This is a genomic window from Natrarchaeobaculum sulfurireducens (assembly GCF_003430825.1).
GTDB lineage: Archaea > Halobacteriota > Halobacteria > Halobacteriales > Natrialbaceae > Natrarchaeobaculum > Natrarchaeobaculum sulfurireducens.
Window position 1 is genome coordinate 2,610,191 of sequence record NZ_CP024047.1, and the last position, 18,639, is coordinate 2,628,829.

Consider the following 18,639-nt stretch of genomic DNA (forward strand, 5'->3'; position numbering starts at 1 on the left):
GTACCGGTTGGCCGGACGACGCGGCCGTTCACATTACCACCGGCCCTTTTAGGACCGTCCCGACCCAGAGACAGGTATGGATGAACCCGATCTCACCGGTCAGACCGCCCTCGTGACGGGGAGTGCCCGCGGCGTCGGTCGCGAACTCCTGTTGGCGATTGCCGACTGCGGTGCCAAGACGGCGGTCCACTACCACACGAGCGCCGACGCCGCCCGCGACGTCGCTGAGACCGCCCGGGAGCGCGGCGCGAGCGAGGCGATGACCGTCCAGGGTGACGTGACCGATCCCGATAGCGTCGACGACCTCTTCGCTGCAGTCGAGTCAGCGCTCGGCTCGGTCGACCTGCTGGTCAACAACGTCGGCGATTTCGCTCCGGATCACTGGGCCGACCTCGAGTTCGAGACCTGGAATCGGGTCCTCGAGACGAACCTCAACGGGACCTACCTCTGTGCGAAGCGGGCACTGCCGGGAATGCGTGAGTCGGGCGACGGTCGCATCGTCAATCTCGGCTACGCCTCCTCGGAGAAGGGGCTCGTGAGCCCGAAGAACTTCCCGTACTTCGTCGCGAAGACCGGCGTCCTGATGTTCACGCGGATGCTCGCGGCCGACACCGCCGACGACGGGATCACGGTGAACGCCATCTCCCCGTACGTCGTGGAGAACTCGGACGAGTTCCCCGAGGACCTCCCGCGCGACCGGCCCGCGAGTTTCGAGGATCTGATCGGCCCACTGTATTTCTTCCTGGACCCGGACACCGACTACGTCAGCGGCGAGAATGTCGAGGTCGACGGCGGCTGGCTGCCCGAGACGGTCTGAGAGGCGAGCGATTGTACCGTGGCGCGGTGGGCTACGGGCCGTTTTTGGTCCAGATTTTTGCGTGAGCGGTCGCGACCCGTGTGAGCGACCCGAACGGAAAAAGGTGGGTGGCAAACGGAGCCCCACCGGCGTGTCCGCACGCGGGTTCAGGCGACGCCGATGCCCTCCACCACCAGGATGATCGCGAGGGTCACGAGTCCACCGGCCAGCGAGCCCGCGGCGAGTTCGAGGTGTCCACGGCCCGGCAACGAGCGGCCCGCCTCGAGGCCGGCCGGGAGAAACTCCACGAAGACGAGATAAAAGAGGGCGCCCGCGGCGAACCCGAAGCTCACCGCGAGTAATCCCTCGAACGTGCTGACGAAGAGGTAGGCGGCGACGGCGCCGATCGGTTGTGGCAGGCCCGAGAAGACGGCCCAGCCGACGACCTTCCAGGGGCGGATGCCGTACGCGATGAGCGGGATGGCGATCGCGAGCCCCTCGGGGACGTTCAGGATCGATATTGCGACGCCCATGAAGACGGCCAGCGCTGGCAGGGTGAGACCTGCGAAGTCGACAGTCGGCGCAGGCCCCGGATCGGCGAATGCGACGCCGACGGCGATCCCCTCGGGAATGCTGTGGATGGTCAACACCCCGACGGTCAACACGAGGGTCCGGACCTCGAGCGCCGAGGCCGCCGGTCGCTCGCCTGGTGCGATCTGTCGTGGTGAGAACTCGTAGCCAGCGACGAGCCGGTCTGCGAGAAATACGAACGCGACGCCAGCGAGGACGCCGATCAGGACGTGACTGACGGACCCGACGGCGATCCCCTCCCCGACGAGGCCGAACAGCGACGCCGTAAGCAAGATGCCGACGGCGAGTCCCCAGAGCAGTGCCAGCCACCGAGCGCTGAGTTCGCGGACGACGAAAAACGGCGCGACACCGAGTCCCGTCGCGAGACCGGTGACGAGGCCGACGGCGAAGACGAGTAACAGGTCGTCCATGAGGGGAACTATGTTGGCCTTCGAGACCAGTCTGGTGGCGACGGTTGGTGTCGGCGGTGTTTCTTTCGGGACGTCTCGGACGTGGCGAGGGCGAACTGGATCGTGACTGTCGATCGAGAGAGCCGACGGATAGGGCGGGTTTCAAGGCCGAAACCGACACTCGACCAGTGCCGGTCGGCGTTACGGGAGGACGTCGGGGACGAACTCCCGTTTGGCGAACTTCGCGAGCATCGGCAGGTCGCCCGGCTTCAGCAGGCGTGCAACCGCCAAGGGGTCACCGTTGTTGGCCTTCGCCAGCGTGTCGTGACCGAGGGTATTGAGGTCCGACATGAGTTGATCGTAGCGTTCGTTCTCCGGGAGATAGAGCAACTTCGTCATCAACAGCCGCGTTCGCATGTTCGGCGCGACGTCGCGGTGCCAGAGCGTCTCGTAGACCTCGAGGTTCTCCGCGGTCGGGACGAGGTCGCCGTGTTTGAGACAGCTATCGACGGTCGCCGCGGCGGCACGGCCGGATTTCATACACTGGTGGATCCCCTCGCCCCAGAGCGGATCGACCGTCGGGACGGTGTCACCGATGGCGATGAATCGGTCAGTGTGGAGTGTGCCGGGCATCTGGATGTGTGCCGAACCCCGGTGTTGTTTGCCCTCGAGCCGTTCGGCATCGGCCAGCCGCGGATCGGTCTCGAGCCAGTGCTCGAGGTAGTCGTCGATGGTGTAGCCGTCTTTCGAGTACCGGGTGTGGTAGTCGTTTTGGATGTAACAGAGGCCGACTTTCGCCGTGTCGCCGCCCGTGTGGAAGATCCACGAGTAGCCGCCGGGAGCGATCTCGTGGTCGAGTCGAAGCATCATCGCGTCGTTGAGGTCGGCAAATCCGGGACGATCGACTTCGACCCCTTCGAACTCGTATTCGACGCCGATAGCGTGGTTCTTTCGCTCGAGGTCGCTGACACCGAGTTTCTTCGCCAGCGGCGCGGCTGGGCCGGTCGCGTCGATCGTTATCTCGGCGTAGACTTCCTGGTCTCCGTTGTATCGGACACCGATCGGTTCGCCGTTTTTCATGATCGGTTCCGTCGCACGGGCACCGAAGCGGAACTCTGCGCCGTCTTCGCGCGCGTCCTCGACGAGGAACCGCTTGAAGTCGGCGAACTCGAGGACGGCACCAGGTTGCTCTTTGACGAAGTAGTCCGTCGGTGACTCGAGAACGACGCTGTCGGTGTACTGCATCACCACGTCGTCTGGAATCGCAAACGACGACATCATGGAGGGAAACGTTCCCGCAGTTGATTTGTTGCTCGCGCGCGGGAACTCGTCTTCAGGTTCGGTCTCGAGGACAACGACGTCGTAGTCCCTGGCAGCCAGGTCGCGGGCACACTGGGCACCTGCTGGACCGGCACCGGCGATCACTACGTCGTAGCGGTCGTTCATACTCTGTTGACTCTCTTCTAGCCTAATGAGTTTGTCCAGTCGCCGTCCAGAGACAGATACCATACACTTTTTCGAGACACCCGGTTACTGTGAGTAGTACCCTGTCGACGATCACACAGCCGACAACGGCTTCCATCGACTTCGGTATTGGCCCATCGGCAGGACATAGTAGCCACTACACGTCAGTGCGCACCTGCTCGCCAGACGGATCGGTGATCGGTGTGTGACTCGGTGCAGTTGTTACTACGGTACGCGTCGACCGCGTACCTTTTTACCGCGCTCGAAGTAACCTTATGGGTATGGTCGACGTCCTCGACAACAAGCGGGCCGCAACGCGATTCCGGATCCTCGTCCAGATCGCCGAGCGCCAGCCAGCCGTCAGCCAGGGGGAGATCGCCGAGGAAGTCGGCGTCACGAGCCAGGCCGTCAGCGAGTACATTCGCGAACTCGTGGACGACGGTCTCGTCGAGAAAGAAGCACGCTCGCGCTATCGAGTCACTCGGGAGGGTGTCGACTGGCTCTTTCGTGTCGCCGACGACGTCCGCCGATTCGCAGACCACGTCACGAGCGACGTGCTAGGCGCGATGAGCGAGGACGCCTACGTTGCGACCGAAGACATCGCCGAAGGCGACACCGTCTCGCTGTCGCTCGAGGACGGCCTGCTCTACGCCGAACCCGGTGGTGAAGGGCCTGCGACTGGCATCGCGACTACCGATGCGAAAGCCGGCACTGACGTCGGAGTCACCAGCTTCGAGGGGGTCATGGAACTCGAGCCCGGATCTGTCACCGTCTTGCAGGTCCCGAGCGTACGTGCCGGCGGCAGTCGCGCACTCGCCGACGAGGCGGTCGTCGACCGCTGTGCCGACGCCGACCGCGTCCTCGCGACCGGCGTCGAAGCCGTCATCGCCTGTCGGCAGGCCAACGTCGAGCCCGCGACGACGTTCGCTGTCGGCGACGTCGCTGCTGATGCTGCAAACCATGGCATCGATGTGACCGTCGTCGCGACCACCGACGCCGTCGGCCGCGTTACCGACGTCCTTCGCGACGCTGACGTCTCGTACGAAGTCCTCGAGGAGTGAGTCGGATCGTCGAAGAGCCAGTTCGTCTCTGTGTCGGTTCGCCTCGCCGTTAGTCCCTGTCTCAGTGATTGTCTCAACTCGAGTGACGTTCTCTGATCTCGGTCGCAACTCGCCGGCCAGATCGGACCGCACCTTCCATGAATCCCGACCATTCCGTCGCGGTTTCGGCGCCCGCCCAGTAAAGCCGGTCGACAGGACCACAGAGTGCGTCACCACAGGTGGTCATCGTCCCTGGCGCCATCGACGCATTGTACCCACCCGCTGACCACGGGGTCGTCGACCAAGCTTTGTCGACGTACTCGATCGGATCGCCAGCCCTCGGGCCGAAGTACCGAGCGAGGTCGTCGAGGACGCGGTCGCGACGCTCGGCAACGGGACGATCCGTCCACTCGAGTGCGTCGGCTCCGGCGACGAACCCGACGAGTGCACCACGGCCGGTTTCGGGGAGTGTTGCGTCAGCGACCTCAGAGAGGATACCGTCGGTCGCCAGCACCGACCCTGAGTACCCATCGCTACGCCAAAACGGCTCCTCGTAGACAGCGAAGCACTTGATGACCGATCCCATCGGCATCCGTTGGGTCAGTGCCTCCCGACGCCCCGATAGGGGCGGATCGTACTCGATCCGCCCGGCGAGTGGCGGCGACATCGCCACGATCGCATCCGAAACCGTGTAGTTCGCCTCCGCGGTGACGAGCGAAACCGTGTCACCAGTCCGGTCGATCCGTCGGACTGGCTCGCCCAATCGGATCGCATCGCCGAGGTCCTCGGCTAGCCGTCTCGAGAGTTGGTGGATACCACCGACGAGACGGTACGCCTCCGTTCGACCGTCTCCGTTCGTAACCGCTTCGAGTCCGCCGCTCGCGTCGACGGCGGAGAGAAAAGACAGGAGCGAAATCTGGCTCGGTTCGACGGTGAACTCGGCACGGACGAACGCATCGAACGCCTCACATGCAGCGTCCGTCGTGATCGTCTCTCGTTTCCAGGTCTCGAGCGTGGTCCCGTCCCACGCTCCGGCAGTCGGAGCATCCTGGGGTGACTCAAGCGGGACCGATTTCCGAAGCGTTTCGATGCGCTCGAACGCCTCCCGTAGCGTCGCCTCCGATTCGGCTGGCAGCGCCCGATACCGCTCGTCGTGTTCGAAGATCTCACCGGCCACCGCAACCTGGTCAGTCCCGTCGTCGTACTGCGACCATAGCTCGAGATCGAACGCCTCGACCAGATCGAGCACGCGGTCGTGGTTCGTTCCGATCCACTGGGCACCGAGGTCGATCGGCTCGCCGATCGACAGAGTGTGTTCTGCGGTTCGACCGCCGACGCGGTCTCTGGCCTCGAGAACGACCACGTCGAATCCGTCAGCGGTCAGCGCTCGAGCCGCAGCCAGTCCGGCCAGTCCGGCCCCAACGATACCGACGTCGTGAGTGGAGTGTGTCGTGGTCATGGAAGCACCTCGATCGGAGACGACAGCGTCTCCGGGTAGGGCTCTGGTCGAGCCGAATAAAGAGTCTTTTCGGTCGCGTCGAAACCGCCGGGCAGCGACTCGACGGAGATCCGACGGCCCGCCTCAGCCGATGTACCGCAGGTCGTCGTCCGTCGGCACGTCCATCTGCTGTTGCTGTTCCATCTCCTGGATCTTGCCGATGACGTCTTCCATCTCGTCGGCGCGCTCGTCGAGCGTCTCGTAGTCGACGTCGAAGCCAAGCAGGTCCTCGAGGGCCTCGAGCACCGCGCGGGCGCTTTTCGGGTCGACAAGGTAGCCGCTGGTCTCGCCCATCAGGCAGGCCGCCTCGAAGCCGCGGCGTTCGCCAAGTCCCAGGAGGAGCCCGGAGACGCCCACGATACCGCCGGCGGGTTCGTTCTCGCGAAACTCGACGCCAGCCTCCTCGAGCGACTCGAGTAGTGACTCGTCGCTGACAGCGCCGACGACGGCGTACTCGTCGATGAGTTCGCCTGTCGGAACGCCACCTAAGGCGTAGACCTCGCTCGCGCCGAACTCCTCGGCGACGTCGAGAAACGCGCTCGTCAACACGTAGTGGCCCGCGTTCGTCTGTGCCTGGTGATCTCCCGTCAACAAGAGTAGATCTCGGCCCTCGGGGAACGAGACGGCGTGGATCTCCGTACACGTCAGGTCCGCGACGCCGTCTTCGACGGTCACCTGTGGTGGGAACTCCTGAGAGTATATTCGTCGGACGAGTGTACAGTCACCCGCACACTCCTCGAGTACGTGGTCGACGGCGAGTTTTCCAACGTGTCCAACGCCGGGTAGGCCCTCGACGAGTACGGGATCGTCGAGGTCGACCTCGGCGACCGTCTCGATGTCGAGTTCGTCCATACCGTATCAGCGACCGGGACGGTTAAGAGCGCGTCGGTACTCGCCGTATGGATCGCCTGGGTTGAACGGTGCCGGCGCGGTGTTCTCAGTCGCAGCGCCGCAGTCGGGACAGCGATCGCCGAGTGAGTAGACCGGGCGGTCGTGTCGCTCACGCCATGCCGAACAGACCCGAATGTCAGATTTCATACTCGAAAGCGTGTCGATAGACTCGAGACAGCCTCGTTACTCGTCGTCGGTTCGGCGTTCACGGTGGTACTCACCGACGCCATCGTGGTCTTCGATCGCCGCGACCGCACGCTCGGCGCTTTCTTCGAGCTGTGCCTCGGCGGTCTTGTAGTTGGGTGCCTGAACCTCGATTCGATACTCGGGCGCACCGACGTAGCTGACCTCGAGGTCGACTTCGTCCGGTACCTCGCCGTTCCCTTCGGCGGCTTTGAGCGCCTCGCGGATGCCGTCGACGCCGGTCGGCGACGGGTTCTCGAGATCGACGTAGCCGGTGACGTTGACGTACGGCACCGAAACGTTCTCGCGGGCGGTTTCGACGATCGCCTCGAGTTCGTCGGTCGAGATATCGGTGCTCTCGAGGGCCTCTTCGCCGTGGATCGCGGCCTGCTTGAAGCCTTCGTAGAGGCTTCCGTGGGCCCCAATCAACTCGTTCGCGACAGCGGTATAGGATTCGTCGTCTAGGCCCTCGAACGCCAGATCCATCCAGTTGTCGGCCTTTTGCTCGTTTTTCCACTGCTGGATCTTCTCCGAGCGCTGGTGGTCGTTGACGTCTTTGAGCGAGAGGTCGATCTGTTCGTGTCCCTCGTCGACGTCTAAGACCTTGCAGACGACGATCTGGCCCTCACGGACGTGATCGCGGACGTTTTTGATCCAGCCGCTTGCGACTTCGGAGATGTGGATCAGCCCGCGTTTGTCCTCGTACTCCTCGAGATCGACGAAGACGCCGAAGTCTTCGATCTCGTCGATCTTGCCGACGACGAGTTCGCCGGGGTCAGGCCAGCCGCTGTACTTCATCGTGACTCGACGGTTTCGACGATCTCGTGTTCGATCTCGGCTTTGCCTCCCGTCGGGCGGGCAAGCGTCGTCCCACAGACGGCACAGGCGACCTCCGTCGAGGCTTTGCCGAAGACGGTCTGTTCGTTCTCGCAGTCACCGCAACGGACGCTGTAGAAATTTCCTGCCATCGTAATCACTCCTGGAACTCGAGTCGGCCGGCGCGCCATCCCTTGCGGAGGTGGGCTTTGCCACACTCGCTGCAGCGGTATTTCAGGTCGGTCTTCTTGGTCGGCTTTTCGCCACTGGGGACCTTCGAGAACTTCCCGGAGTTACCGATGCTCGAGGTCTGGCGTTTTCGCTGTCGGTCGGCGACCTTCTTCATGCCAGTCGAGGCGCCGGTTCGGGTCTTCTCGACTTCGTGTTCGTAGTGTGCGTGGCAGTGCGGGCAGTACGTATTGAATCGGCGTGGCATCTGCATGGTTATCTCACTTGCCGAGGGCTAAGGTAGCCCCGTTTAAAACCCGTTTGGTTCGCGGTCGATCCTGATCTCTCGCGAGCGAGCGATTGAATTATATGAGCGTCTCCAACCTCATTTGGGGCCGCCGTCGATCACGCGATCCCTCGAGGTGCCCGTTGGTCAACTCTTTCCGAGAGCGATCAATCACAACGCCCAGCCATCGAAGCGTTTAATCCGCCATCACGTGAACTCGAGGCCATGAAGCGGCTCATCATCCACGGCGACCCAGGGATCCGGAAAGGGGCCATCATCGAGCACGCGGGGGAGCAACTGGTCTGTTTCGGGATCAGCCGCAACGGCGAGTGGCACGGACCCGAGGAGGTCCAGCTCTGGTGTACCGTCGGCGAGGAGTCTGAGTTCGAAGACTTCGAACGCCGAAACTTCATCCCACACTTCCTCGACGTCGAACGCGTCGACGCTGACGAGGTCGACGTCGTCCGACCGAAAGGCGAACTCACGGTCTAACGCCGCAGTCGCGGTCGGTCGCCGTTTTGCTGCCGTCGGCTCGAGGTGGAACTCGTCGCATCGTCGTTTTCGAGCACAGCTTACGGACGGCAAGCCGCGTCAGTTTTCGGCCACTCACAGAAGTGCAAAGAGGAAGCCCACGGGTTTAGCCGTGGGTGGATGATGGGACAGCGCACCTACCTTGATAGAAACAGACACAAAGCTGGTCAGGGGCGGAGCCACGACACGCTGGGTTCGGACCGTTCTCGGCGGACTGAGACGTCAGGGAACCGGTTCAGACACGCTCGAGGCGACCGCGCCGTCCAGATCGGTGACCGACCGGTAGAATAGCACCGAGAAGACCAGAAAGACGGCTCCGAAGGCGGCTGCGACGACCGTCGAGCTGCCGAGCACGACGAGGGTGGGACCGAGTTCCAGGGTGGCTGGAGGCTCACCCGGCGCTGGCGGCTCTGAAAGCCAGTGGAACACGCCCGCATAAACCCCACCCAGCAGGACTCCACCGAGAGCGGTCACGAGCACGTAGCCGACGACCGAACGGAGGTTGTCCCTGACGACCTCGAGGCTGCGTCCCAGACTATCGATCGCTCGAGCGCCCTCGAGAACGATCGCGTGACCGTAGAACTGGAATGCGACGAAGATCGCCAGATATAGCGCGGCCATTACGAGTGCAATCACGGCCACGAACGCGAGCGCAACCAGCCCCCCGTCGGCGGCGATCATTCCGAGGACGCCGATTACCGCCGTGAAGAACACCACCAGTCCGAGTGCAAGCACGATCGCGAGCACGAGGAGGTAGGCACCGAGCATCGAGAGGTAACACGACGTCCCATGAGAGACGAACCGACTGACGGTGGGCCGGTCGTCCGTCGCGGCATCGTTCGCGATCCCGAGCAGTCCGCCCCAGAAGAACGGATACACGAAGATTGAGATGCCAGTGACACCCCACGTGGCGGCGAGCACGACGACCGGGTCCTGAACGACATACTGCGGGAGTTGTCCCAGAAGCGCAACGAGGCCGTACGCGAGGGCGAGGCCGAATACGATCGGATTCGCACGGAGGACAGCGGGGGTTCGTTTGAGAGAGCGGATGACAGCCATACCGAGTTCTTGTCAGCGATCCATAAATACGTTAGCGAGAGCGACGTGGCGACGTCCAGCACGCTTTTTGCACGGCGGGCCCACGCTCGGGACGAATGAGTCGGACGGACGACCTCGTCATCCCGGCGTTTCGCCCCCACCCTCGACGTGCTGCGCTCGTTCGTCCTCGGTCTCCCAGACCGGGTGGCACCGGAGATGATCCTGATCGAACTCGACGACCCCAGATCAGCAACGCTCGAGGGCGAACCGGACCGTCGATTCGGCTCGGGTCATGAGTGACTCGCTTCTCGAGGCCGTTCAGATGCGCCTACGCGCGCTGGTCGACCCGACCCGGTTCGGACAGTTCGCTGGCGTCGGCTTCGCTGGGGCCGCCGTAGACAACGTTGTGCTCTTCTTGCTGGTCGAGCTCACCGTTCTGGGGCCGGTCGTCGCGAAGGTCATCGCCTGGGAACTGGCGATCGTGGTCATCTTCGTGATCAACGAACGCTGGACGTTCGCAAACTACGGACAGGTCGGGCCGCGGGCGCTCGGTCGACGATTCCTGCGATCGAACGGCGTCAGGTTCGGTGGCTTTCTCGTGACGCTTTCAGTGCTTGCAATACTCGTCTACGGCTTCGACGTCTGGTATATGACCGCGAACGTGATCGGCATCGGCGTCGGATTCTTCGTCAACTACACCTGTGAGAGCCTCTACACGTGGAAGGTCCACCGGGGGTAACGGGAGAAACCCGCATACGGCATCCGAATCACAACCCTTAATTAGTCCACTCGGTTAGAGAGAGGTAGCGGGATGGGATAGCCAGGAGATTCCGGCGGGCTCATAACCCGCAGATCGGTAGTTCAAATCTACCTCCCGCTACTTTTCGACGCGAACAACAGCGAGGAACGCAGTGACGAGTGTCGTGAGCGCCAAAAATAGGTTAGTGGTAGTTTGAACTAGAAAAGTCGCAACCTGTGAGCTATGCGAGCAGGTCCGTCTTTGCGTAGTTCAAATCTACCTCCCGCTACGTTTCGACGCGAACAATACCGAAGAGCACAGCCACATCGGTTCGAGCGGCTGATTGCGTCCACAGCATCACGTTGTAAAGGGGAGTGGCAGTATCCGGTGGGTGAGAGCCAATCGGTTGCAACACGCCGTCCACGAGCGAGCGGGCGAGCCAGCAGAAGAGATTGTTGCGGCAGCAGCGGCGTTCGATAGCGACCTCGTTGTCCTCGGCGTCCGGAAACGCTCCCCGGTCGGAAAAGTGCTGTTCGGCAGCGTCACGCAGGCAGTAATCTTCGACACCGATCGGCCGGTCACGGCCGTCGCACCGGCCGACAACGTCTGATCGAGGGTGCTGTCCGTCGGAGTAGCGCCGTCGGGTCTTTCAGGTCACTCATTGCTCTCCCCTCCTCCACCGACCATCACGTACTGCCATCCTACACCAGTCGTGGCTCACCATCTTCTTACACCAGTCGTGGCTCACAGATTTCGACAGTACACCGACCGATCAGGCCGCGAGCCTCGGCGTCGTCCCGAGCAATCTTCGCCTCAAGTACGTACCGACCGGGGCCGACGGGCTGCCACTCCCGCTCGTCGACGCGGAGCCGCTGGGACCACCGTCGGCGGAATCGCTTGCGTTCCCCGCGGGCGAACGCGATGGTCGACGGCCGATCGGGAATTCCCCGAGGGTGACACGAGGCGGCCGGATGGCCGTCGACGGCCCAGTACCAGCGTTCCGGCGAGTCGGTCCGAAGCCGGATCGGGACGGGCAGTCGATTCTCGAGCGTGACGTCGATCGAAACGGGCTCGCCGAGACGGTATTCATCGCGGTCGGTCGAGATAGTGACGTCGATCGCCCGGCACCGAATAGCCTGTGGGAGAACGGCGTCACTCAGCGCGCTCCAGTCGATCGTTCGGCCGCTCGAGGCAGGGCTCCGTCGTGAGTGCTCGAGAGGGGACGACTCGTCACGGCGCATCGGGTCGACGCTCTCATCGTGGGCCGAAAAACGTGTCGTCACCCGAGCCGTCGGCTGCGGGGTCGTCGTACCGGTGGCAGGCAACGACGTGTCCGCACGAGTCACCGCCGGTGTCAGAGACGGACTGAAACGACGGGGCGGAAGTTTCACACGGCGTCTCGAACGCCTCTGCGAGTTGCGTTCGGGCCGACGCGAGGTCGCCGTCGGCGACTCGCTCGAGTGCGTCTTCGAGGATGGCGTCCGCGTCGGGGTCCGAAAGCGGCGTTGGAACGCCGACTGCCTCCCGGATTGCCGACGCATTGGCACCAGTTTCGGTGGCGTCGTCGCGAGCGGGCGCGACCCCGAGCGCTGCGAGGCCGTCGTCGGTCGAGTCGTCGATCGCGTCCTCGAGCCGAGCCCGAAGCACCATTACGGGCCGAAACTCGTCTGCCTCGAGATCGAACGCGTCGGGTGGGACGATACGTGGACAGCGCGTGTGGAACCGACAGCCCGACGGCGGGTCGATCGGCGAGGGGACTTCGCCTTCGAGGACGATTCGCTCGCCTACCCAGCATGGGTCGGGTTCGGGGAGTGCCGACAGCAGCGCCTCGGTGTAGGGGTGGACCTCGCGGGACCCCTCCCCGTGGCTACCGAAGAGGTCGGTCGGGGACCCCCGTTCGACGATCCGTCCGAGGTACATGACGGCGATCCGGTCGGAGACGTGTTCGATCACGGAGAGATCGTGACTGACGACGAGGATCGAGAGGCCGAACTCGTCCTGGAGGTCCGCGAGCAGATTGAGGATACGGGCCTGTTCGCTGGCGTCGAGCGCCGAGACGGGTTCGTCACAGACGAGCACCTCGGGCTCGAGCGCGAGTGCGCGGGCAATCGCGATCCGCTGGCGCTGCCCGCCGGAGCACTCGTGGGGGTAGCGACTCGCGTAGGTGGCGTCCAGACCGACGCACTCGAGCAGCTCCGCGATGCGCTCGTCCCGACGTGGCGCGGATACGAGTTCGTGGGCCTCGAGTGGCTCGGCCACGAGGGCTCGAACGGGCAACTGCGGGTTCAGGCTGGCGTCGGGGTTCTGAAAGAGGTACTGGACGCTCGTCCGGAACGCCTCGCGCTCACGACCTGTGAGGGTGGTGACGTCGGTACCGCGGTAGCTGACCGTCCCGGCCGTGGGCTCGAGCAGCCCGACCAGCGTCTGTGCGAGCGTCGTCTTGCCACAGCCGCTCTCGCCGACGAGTCCCAGCGTCTCGCCGGCCGCAAGTTCGAGGTCAACGCCGTCGACTGCGCGGACGGTTTCACCGCGGCCAAGCAGTCGCTCGAGGAGGCCGTCCGTCGTCTCGTAGTGCGTCTGCAGGTTCTCGGCGCGCAAGCGGACGTCGTCGGTCATCGACGATCACCCCCAGTTTCCTCCTCCTCGCCGACGATTCGCACCTCGTACTCGAGGCCGCCGTCGAGGTCGCCCGTGTACTCGTGACAAGCGGCGACGTGAACGTCGGAGCCGCCGCTCGCCACGTCCGTCACGGGCCGTCCGGTATCAGCCTCGAGCAACGGTGGATCCCGCGTCGCACAGACTGCCTCGGCGTACGGACACCGCGGGTGAAATCGACAGCCGGTCGGACGGTCGACCGGATCGGGCATCGAACCGGGGATTGGTGGCAGCCGATCCCGTCCGTCGCCGATGCGCGGGATCGAGGCCATGAGACCCGCAGTGTAGGGGTGTTTGGGATCGTAGAACAGTTCCTCGACCGGCGCGCGTTCGACCGCATCGCCGGCGTAAAGCACCAGCGCCCGATCACAACAGGCTGCGACGACGCCCAGATCGTGGGTGACGAGCTGAATGGCCATCTCGTCGTCGCGTGCGAGGATCTCGAGCAACTCGAGCAGCTGTGCCTGGACGGTGACGTCGAGCCCGGTCGTGGGCTCGTCGAGGATCAGGAGGTCGGGGTCACAGGCGAGCGCCATGGCGACGGCGGCCCGCTGGAGCATCCCGCCGGAGAACTCGTGGGGGTAGTCGGCGTACCGGCTCGCTGATGCGGCGATTTCGACGCGCTCGAGGAGATCGATCGTCCGCTCGCGGGCTGTACGTCGGGAGACGGCTTCGTGGGCACGGATCGTCTCGGCGATCTGCTCGCCGACGGTGTAGACGGGGTTGAACGTCGCCGCTGCGTTCTGGAACGACATCGAGAGGCGATTGCCACGGATCGCACGGAGTTCCGAGGGCGAACACGAGAGTAGCTCCCGGCCGTCGAACCGGATCGTCCCGTCGACGATCTCGCCGTCTCCGACGAGCCCGAGCAGTGCCAGGCTCGCGACGGTCTTCCCGGCCCCGCTCTCGCCGACGATCCCAAACGTCTCGCCGCGCTCGAGCCGGTAACTGAGGCCGTCGACGGCGCGGACGACGCCAGCGTCAGTGTAGAAGTCGACGGTGAGCGATTCGACCTCGAGCAGCGCCACTACCGACCCCTCCGTTCGGCGTCGTCGGTTCGTGGGTCGAGCGCGACGGCCACTCCATCACCGACGAGATTGATCGCGAGTACGAACAAGAACAGGGCCAGGCCTGGGAAGACGGTGACGTGCCAGTGGCCCTGGAGCAGGGCGGTCTGCCCGCGGGCGAGCATCGTCCCCCACTCGGGCGTCCCGGGGGGTAATCCGAGCCCCAAAAACCCGAGCGCGGCGGCCGCGAGGACGACCGTGCCGACGTTCAACGTCGCCTGGACGATCACCGGCGCGATCGCATTGGGGACGACGTGTCTGGTGAGGATCGTTCGAGTTGACGTTCCGAGCGCGCTCGAGGCGCGGACGTACTGGGCATCCCGAATCGAGAGGACCTCACCGCGCAGGAGTCGGGCGTACGAGAGCCAGCCGGTGACGACGAGCGCGGCGACGACGTTCCAGAAGCCCTGCCCGAGGAGCGCGACGACGGCGATCGCCAGGACGAGAAACGGGAACGCATAGAGCGCGTCGACGAGACGCATGAGCAGTTCGTCGACCCAGCCGCCGACGTACCCCGCGACCGCCCCGACGGGAATCCCGATTCCCAGGGCCAGTGCGACTGCAATCGCGCCGATTGCCAGACTGTACCGACCGCCGACCAGCACACGCGAGAACACGTCTCGGCCCGCCCAGTCGGTCCCGAACGGGTGTGCGAGCGACGGCCCGGCGTTCGGTGGTCCGACGTACATCGCCGCGGGATCGTACGGCGCCAGCGCGAACGGCTGGAGCGTGATTCGATACCCCATCGTCGCGACCTCGAGCGGCCGGGCGAAAACTGCGACCAGCGCCAGTCCGAAGACGAGCACCGCACCGAGGGTGGCCGACCGGTTCGTTCGAAACCGAGCCCAGACGCCCGCCGTCTGCGACCGTGATCCAGCGGCGTCGGTGGACGGAGTGGCCTCGGCAAGCGGCCTCGAGCGAGTCGACTCGAAGTCGTCGTCTCGAACAGCCCTCTCGCTGGTCGACGCACGGACCGTCGTTTCGTCGACGTCTCGGTCGAAGCCCTCGATCCGGATACGTCCGCGTCGCGTGGTTGGGCCTGGTCGGGTCATCGGTCGTACCTGATTCGTGGATCGAGGACGGCGTAGACGATGTCGACGAGCAGATTTGCGACGACGACGGAAACCGCGATCAACAGCACCGCAGCCTGGACGACGGGGAAATCACGCTGGTCGATCGCCTCGACGAGCAACTGGCCCATCCCTGGCCAGGAGAACACCTGCTCGACGACGACGGCACCGTCGACGAGAAACGCGATCTGTAAGCCAGTGACGGTGACGACCGCGGCCAGCGAGTTCCGAAGGACGTGTTTCAGAAGTACCGTCCGCTCGCGAAGCCCCCTCGCGCGGGCAGCCCGGACGTACTCTTTCTCGAGTTCACGACGCATCGACGCGCGTAGCAGTCGCATAACCAGGGCGGCCGAGGCCGCCGCCAACGTGAGCGTCGGCAACAGCATAAACCACAGCATCTCGAGGCTCAGCAAGGACGCGTCGGGCGGCGTCACTCGGACCCAACCCAGCTGGACGCCGAAGACGAACAGAAGGACGAGCCCGAGCCAGAAGTTCGGCGTCGCGATCGCAGCCAGGGCGGCGAGACGACCGACTTCGTCGGCGGTTCGGCTGGCGGTGGTCGCCGCGAGTACACCCGCAGGAATGCCAACGGCGAGCGAGACGACCCACGCGGAAAGCCCGAGCAGGAGCGTCGCTGGCAAGCGCTCGGCGATCGTGGCCTCGACGTCGCGGCCGGTGATCGGGGACTCACCGAACTCCAGAAAGAGCACGTCGTGTACCCAGCCGAGATACTGCTGCCAGACGGGATCGTCGAAGCCGTACTCCGTTCGCAGGTCGTCTCGAACTGCTGGATCGATCCCTTCGAACCCGACGAGGACGTCGATCGGATCGCCAGGCGCGAGGTGGAGTAGCCCGAACGTAATCGCCGACACACCGACCAGTACCGGCATTGCGAGCAGCGTTCGTTCGAGAACGTACTTTCCAAGCGCCATTACTGATCCGTTCAGGTGGTGTCAACCGAAGAACTCGTCGAGGATATGCGCTTCGAACGCCGGATCGACGAACGACTCGAGCAGCGGTGGCACCGGCGTGTAGGCGACGGTCCCAGAACCGGCGTAGACGGTCTCGACGATCCGGTCGCGCGGGAGGAGACGGTCGATTCCCCGGCGAACGTCGACCTCGTCGAACGGTGCGAGGTAGGTCGGATAGATGAGGAAGTCGTACTGACCGGCGACGGTTCGCTCGACGCCGTACGTCTCGTCGCTCGCGAGTTGGTCGACGCTCTCGGCGGTGAGTCCTGTCGCAACGTCGATCTCGCCAGCCTCGAGTGCGGCCTGTCTGGCGGCCGCATCGGTAAGAACCCGCAGGCGGATCGTCTCGACCGGCTGGCTGTCGACGCCGCCCTCGTCGACAGCCCAGTGATCTTCGAACCGCTCGAGGTCCCAGTATTCGCCGCTCGACTGGCCTGCGAACTGGTAGGGTCCGGTTCCGACCGGCGTCTCGACGAGGTCGACGTCGCCGTCCTCGCCGGCCGCAAGCGGGACGATCGGCACGTTGGCGGACGTCTCGAACGGCCCGTACGGCTCCGTGAGGCTGATCTCGAGCGTCGAGTCATCGAGCACGTCGACGGCGTCGAGCCACTCGAAAACGTCGGCCTCGCGTGGCGTCCCGTCGTAGCGCTCGAGGGAGAACTGGACGTGCTCGGCGGTGAGCGACTCGCCGTTGTGGAAGGTCACGTCCGATCGCAAGTCGAAGCGATACGTCGTTTCGTCGAGTCGCTCCCAGTCGGTGGCGAGTTGTGGCCGAGGCGTCCCGTCGAAGTCGACGCCGAGGAGCCCCTCATAAAGAAGCGTCGTCGCCATATTCGACGTGGTGTCGTGCATCTGGACCGGGTCAGTGTTCGAGATCGACGCGATTGCATCGCCGACGAGTCGGTCGGTGTTCGAGATCGAGACGGCGGTTTCAGCGTACGGAGCGAAGACGGACTCGTACTCGCTGCCCGGCAACGGATAGCTCCGCCAGTCGTCGACGACGTCGCGCCGGTAGACGGTAGCCGATTCGCCGAACCGAACGATCGACACGGGGGCCCGACGGACGAGTTCCTCCTGAAGCTCCGCGTACAGCTCCCGCCGATGCGTCTCGTCTGACTCGGCAAGGCCAGCCTCGAGTAGTTCGTCGACGGTCTCGCTTTCGAAGTGGTTGAAGTTGAGACCGGACGGGGCGGCCTTTTCGGAGTGAAACAGCGGCTCGAGGTACGTGTGCGGATCCCAGCCGCCGCTGACGTCGAGCGTGACGAGGGCGTTTTCCTCGCTGTCGGCCATACTGAAACAGAGATCCTGGTACTGACCCCACTCGAGTTGCTCGAACGAGACGTCGAACAACCCCGTCTCGTTCAGTTCCTGCTGGACGAGCTGGGCCCACCGGACCCGCTCGTCGTTCTCGACGTTCGCGTAGATCGTCGTCTCGACCGGCGGATCGACGCCCGCCGCCTCGAGGCCGCGCTCGACGAGTGCAATCGCCTCGTCGTCAGCCCCCTCGCTGTCGGAGCGAGTCTCGTTCTCGTCGGCAGTCACGCAGCCAGCCAGCCCGACGGTTACGGCGGCACCGATCCGACTCAGAACCGATCGTCGGCTCCCACGCCGCCTCCATCCCTCCGACGCATCCATACGCCACCAGTTGCGACGCCGTCGGTATATACTGTTCGCCGTCAGAGACCGTCGTGTCAACCGGAGAGTGATCTGTCTGGAACGGGTCGCTGTTCGGAGAGACACGCAGCCGGTTGTAAACTGTGTCAGAAATCGGGACCGAAGCCCGCCGCGGAACGATCGTTGTCATCGCTTTCGGGCACTCACTGTCCCGAGAGACGATCACCGATACCGGGTTGCACTCCAGTCTCAGTCGTCGCCAGTCTCGTCGACGATCACGACGTCACCGTCGACGACGTCGACGTTGATCAGTGTCTTGACGTCGTAGCCCGCGTCGTCGACTTTGTTCTCACCGCCGACCTTCTTGATCACCGCGACGGTGTCGACGACTTCGGCCCCGATACCGTCGAGCGCCTCGAGCACCGAAGCGAGCGTCCCGCCCGTCGAGAGCACGTCGTCGATGACGAGGACGCGTTCGCCCTCGGTAACGTCGTTGATGTACATCTCGTTTTCGGAGTAACCGGTCTGCTGAGAGATGGCGACCTCGTGTTCGAGCCCGTACTCGCGTTTACGGATGACGGTCAGCGGAATGTCGGTCATTAGCGAGACGGCCGTCGAGATGTGAATGCCCATCGCCGCCGGCGTGACGATCCGGTCGACGTCCTCGAGTTTCGCCTTGCGGATGATTCGGATGACGATCTCGCGAAGCAGACCAGGGTCGAGTTTCGGCACCCCGTCGCTGATCGGGTGTACAAAGTAGTGATAGCCGTTTTTCTCGACGATCGGCGCCTCGAGAAGCGACTGCTTCAACTGATCCATGTCGCAGGTGGGG

21 protein-coding genes and 1 tRNA gene are annotated in these 18,639 nt (G+C 64.2%); 6 read left to right on the forward strand and 16 right to left on the reverse strand.

The genetic code is table 11. From position 1 onward, the window contains the following. Positions 1–76 precede the first annotated feature (76 nt). Entirely contained in the window at positions 77–817 is a 741-nt protein-coding gene (locus AArc1_RS13840; protein WP_117364927.1) for an SDR family NAD(P)-dependent oxidoreductase, read from the forward strand. Between the two features lie 146 nt (positions 818–963). On the opposite strand, the gene AArc1_RS13845 is transcribed toward AArc1_RS13840, so the two are convergent. Both AArc1_RS13845 and AArc1_RS13850 read right to left on the reverse strand, forming a co-directional pair. Then, entirely contained in the window at positions 964–1,797 is an 834-nt protein-coding gene (locus AArc1_RS13845) for a ZIP family metal transporter (RefSeq protein WP_117364928.1), read from the reverse strand. 180 nt (positions 1,798–1,977) lie between these two features. Beyond that, positions 1,978–3,222, reverse strand: coding sequence for a digeranylgeranylglycerophospholipid reductase (locus tag AArc1_RS13850; RefSeq protein WP_117364929.1), 1,245 nt, complete (start codon positions 3,220–3,222; stop codon positions 1,978–1,980). A 299-nt stretch (positions 3,223–3,521) separates the two neighbouring features. Between AArc1_RS13850 and AArc1_RS13855 the strand changes: the two genes are divergently transcribed. Further along, positions 3,522–4,301, forward strand: coding sequence for a DUF7839 domain-containing protein (locus AArc1_RS13855; RefSeq protein ID WP_117364930.1), 780 nt, complete (start codon positions 3,522–3,524; stop codon positions 4,299–4,301). Positions 4,302–4,374: 73 nt separating this feature from the next. On the opposite strand, the gene AArc1_RS13860 is transcribed toward AArc1_RS13855, so the two are convergent. The 6 genes from AArc1_RS13860 to AArc1_RS13885 form a co-directional block, all read right to left on the reverse strand. Then, positions 4,375–5,739 (reverse strand): flavin monoamine oxidase family protein, encoded by a 1,365-nt coding sequence (locus tag AArc1_RS13860; protein WP_117364931.1) that lies wholly within the window; start codon positions 5,737–5,739, stop codon positions 4,375–4,377. Positions 5,740–5,862: 123 nt separating this feature from the next. After that, positions 5,863–6,630, reverse strand: a complete 768-nt coding sequence (locus AArc1_RS13865; protein WP_117364932.1) for a proteasome assembly chaperone family protein — start codon at positions 6,628–6,630, stop codon at positions 5,863–5,865. Between the two features lie 6 nt (positions 6,631–6,636). Continuing rightward, positions 6,637–6,816: an RNA-protein complex protein Nop10 gene (locus tag AArc1_RS13870; RefSeq protein ID WP_117364933.1), complete on the reverse strand. Its 180-nt coding sequence runs from the start codon at positions 6,814–6,816 to the stop codon at positions 6,637–6,639. Positions 6,817–6,852: 36 nt separating this feature from the next. Further along, positions 6,853–7,650 (reverse strand): translation initiation factor IF-2 subunit alpha, encoded by a 798-nt coding sequence (locus tag AArc1_RS13875; RefSeq protein ID WP_117364934.1) that lies wholly within the window; start codon positions 7,648–7,650, stop codon positions 6,853–6,855. After that, complete coding sequence (locus tag AArc1_RS13880) at positions 7,647–7,820, reverse strand: 30S ribosomal protein S27e (protein ID WP_117364935.1); 174 nt, start codon at positions 7,818–7,820, stop codon at positions 7,647–7,649. The genes AArc1_RS13875 and AArc1_RS13880 overlap by 4 nt, the downstream gene beginning before the upstream one ends. A gap of 5 nt (positions 7,821–7,825) precedes the next feature. Continuing rightward, on the reverse strand, positions 7,826–8,110 hold the full coding sequence (locus tag AArc1_RS13885; protein WP_117364936.1) for a 50S ribosomal protein L44e: 285 nt from the start codon (positions 8,108–8,110) through the stop codon (positions 7,826–7,828). 237 nt (positions 8,111–8,347) lie between these two features. Between AArc1_RS13885 and AArc1_RS13890 the strand changes: the two genes are divergently transcribed. After that, positions 8,348–8,614: an HAH_0734 family protein gene (locus tag AArc1_RS13890; RefSeq protein WP_117364937.1), complete on the forward strand. Its 267-nt coding sequence runs from the start codon at positions 8,348–8,350 to the stop codon at positions 8,612–8,614. Positions 8,615–8,875: 261 nt separating this feature from the next. On the opposite strand, the gene AArc1_RS13895 is transcribed toward AArc1_RS13890, so the two are convergent. Beyond that, entirely contained in the window at positions 8,876–9,712 is an 837-nt protein-coding gene (locus tag AArc1_RS13895) for a DUF7847 domain-containing protein (RefSeq protein WP_117364938.1), read from the reverse strand. A 271-nt stretch (positions 9,713–9,983) separates the two neighbouring features. Between AArc1_RS13895 and AArc1_RS13900 the strand changes: the two genes are divergently transcribed. The 3 genes from AArc1_RS13900 to AArc1_RS13910 all read left to right on the forward strand — a co-directional run bounded on the left by AArc1_RS13900 (position 9,984) and on the right by AArc1_RS13910 (position 11,040). Then, positions 9,984–10,430, forward strand: a complete 447-nt coding sequence (locus AArc1_RS13900; protein WP_117364939.1) for a GtrA family protein — start codon at positions 9,984–9,986, stop codon at positions 10,428–10,430. A gap of 66 nt (positions 10,431–10,496) precedes the next feature. Further along, positions 10,497–10,571 (forward strand) — tRNA-Met (locus tag AArc1_RS13905). Between the two features lie 250 nt (positions 10,572–10,821). Next, a complete protein-coding gene (locus AArc1_RS13910; RefSeq protein ID WP_228442329.1) occupies positions 10,822–11,040 on the forward strand; it encodes a universal stress protein in 219 nt (72 codons plus the stop codon). Between the two features lie 118 nt (positions 11,041–11,158). Here the strand turns inward: AArc1_RS13910 and AArc1_RS13915 are convergent, their stop codons facing one another. The 7 genes from AArc1_RS13915 to hpt form a co-directional block, all read right to left on the reverse strand. Beyond that, a complete protein-coding gene (locus AArc1_RS13915; protein WP_117365904.1) occupies positions 11,159–11,671 on the reverse strand; it encodes a hypothetical protein in 513 nt (170 codons plus the stop codon). Between the two features lie 13 nt (positions 11,672–11,684). After that, complete coding sequence (locus AArc1_RS13920; protein ID WP_117364941.1) at positions 11,685–13,046, reverse strand: ABC transporter ATP-binding protein; 1,362 nt, start codon at positions 13,044–13,046, stop codon at positions 11,685–11,687. Next, a complete protein-coding gene (locus AArc1_RS13925; RefSeq protein WP_117364942.1) occupies positions 13,043–14,113 on the reverse strand; it encodes an ABC transporter ATP-binding protein in 1,071 nt (356 codons plus the stop codon). Before AArc1_RS13925 ends, AArc1_RS13920 begins: the two co-directional genes overlap by 4 nt. Next, positions 14,113–15,204 (reverse strand): ABC transporter permease, encoded by a 1,092-nt coding sequence (locus AArc1_RS13930; protein ID WP_117364943.1) that lies wholly within the window; start codon positions 15,202–15,204, stop codon positions 14,113–14,115. Before AArc1_RS13930 ends, AArc1_RS13925 begins: the two co-directional genes overlap by 1 nt. Further along, the gene (locus AArc1_RS13935) at positions 15,201–16,154 is read right to left on the reverse strand and encodes an ABC transporter permease (RefSeq protein ID WP_117364944.1); all 954 of its coding nucleotides are present in this window, start codon (positions 16,152–16,154) and stop codon (positions 15,201–15,203) included. Before AArc1_RS13935 ends, AArc1_RS13930 begins: the two co-directional genes overlap by 4 nt. 21 nt (positions 16,155–16,175) lie before the next feature. After that, on the reverse strand, positions 16,176–17,828 hold the full coding sequence (locus tag AArc1_RS13940) for an ABC transporter substrate-binding protein (protein WP_117364945.1): 1,653 nt from the start codon (positions 17,826–17,828) through the stop codon (positions 16,176–16,178). 228 nt (positions 17,829–18,056) lie between these two features. Further along, the gene (gene hpt, locus AArc1_RS13945) at positions 18,057–18,626 is read right to left on the reverse strand and encodes a hypoxanthine/guanine phosphoribosyltransferase (protein WP_117364946.1); all 570 of its coding nucleotides are present in this window, start codon (positions 18,624–18,626) and stop codon (positions 18,057–18,059) included. Positions 18,627–18,639 lie beyond the last annotated feature (13 nt).

What these genes read in the sequence shown, in the direction of transcription:
- AArc1_RS13840 (WP_117364927.1), top strand. Translation starts at nt 77, where the DNA reads ATGGATGAACCCGATCTCACCGGTCAGACCGCCCTCGTGACGGGGAGT.
- AArc1_RS13845 (WP_117364928.1), bottom strand. Translation starts at nt 1,797, where the DNA reads ATGGACGACCTGTTACTCGTCTTCGCCGTCGGCCTCGTCACCGGTCTC.
- AArc1_RS13850 (WP_117364929.1), bottom strand. Translation starts at nt 3,222, where the DNA reads ATGAACGACCGCTACGACGTAGTGATCGCCGGTGCCGGTCCAGCAGGT.
- AArc1_RS13855 (WP_117364930.1), top strand. Translation starts at nt 3,522, where the DNA reads ATGGTCGACGTCCTCGACAACAAGCGGGCCGCAACGCGATTCCGGATC.
- AArc1_RS13860 (WP_117364931.1), bottom strand. Translation starts at nt 5,739, where the DNA reads ATGACCACGACACACTCCACTCACGACGTCGGTATCGTTGGGGCCGGA.
- AArc1_RS13865 (WP_117364932.1), bottom strand. Translation starts at nt 6,630, where the DNA reads ATGGACGAACTCGACATCGAGACGGTCGCCGAGGTCGACCTCGACGAT.
- AArc1_RS13870 (WP_117364933.1), bottom strand. Translation starts at nt 6,816, where the DNA reads ATGAAATCTGACATTCGGGTCTGTTCGGCATGGCGTGAGCGACACGAC.
- AArc1_RS13875 (WP_117364934.1), bottom strand. Translation starts at nt 7,650, where the DNA reads ATGAAGTACAGCGGCTGGCCTGACCCCGGCGAACTCGTCGTCGGCAAG.
- AArc1_RS13880 (WP_117364935.1), bottom strand. Translation starts at nt 7,820, where the DNA reads ATGGCAGGAAATTTCTACAGCGTCCGTTGCGGTGACTGCGAGAACGAA.
- AArc1_RS13885 (WP_117364936.1), bottom strand. Translation starts at nt 8,110, where the DNA reads ATGCAGATGCCACGCCGATTCAATACGTACTGCCCGCACTGCCACGCA.
- AArc1_RS13890 (WP_117364937.1), top strand. Translation starts at nt 8,348, where the DNA reads ATGAAGCGGCTCATCATCCACGGCGACCCAGGGATCCGGAAAGGGGCC.
- AArc1_RS13895 (WP_117364938.1), bottom strand. Translation starts at nt 9,712, where the DNA reads ATGGCTGTCATCCGCTCTCTCAAACGAACCCCCGCTGTCCTCCGTGCG.
- AArc1_RS13900 (WP_117364939.1), top strand. Translation starts at nt 9,984, where the DNA reads ATGAGTGACTCGCTTCTCGAGGCCGTTCAGATGCGCCTACGCGCGCTG.
- AArc1_RS13915 (WP_117365904.1), bottom strand. Translation starts at nt 11,671, where the DNA reads ATGCGCCGTGACGAGTCGTCCCCTCTCGAGCACTCACGACGGAGCCCT.
- AArc1_RS13920 (WP_117364941.1), bottom strand. Translation starts at nt 13,046, where the DNA reads ATGACCGACGACGTCCGCTTGCGCGCCGAGAACCTGCAGACGCACTAC.
- AArc1_RS13930 (WP_117364943.1), bottom strand. Translation starts at nt 15,204, where the DNA reads ATGACCCGACCAGGCCCAACCACGCGACGCGGACGTATCCGGATCGAG.
- AArc1_RS13935 (WP_117364944.1), bottom strand. Translation starts at nt 16,154, where the DNA reads ATGGCGCTTGGAAAGTACGTTCTCGAACGAACGCTGCTCGCAATGCCG.
- AArc1_RS13940 (WP_117364945.1), bottom strand. Translation starts at nt 17,828, where the DNA reads ATGGATGCGTCGGAGGGATGGAGGCGGCGTGGGAGCCGACGATCGGTT.
- hpt (WP_117364946.1), bottom strand. Translation starts at nt 18,626, where the DNA reads ATGGATCAGTTGAAGCAGTCGCTTCTCGAGGCGCCGATCGTCGAGAAA.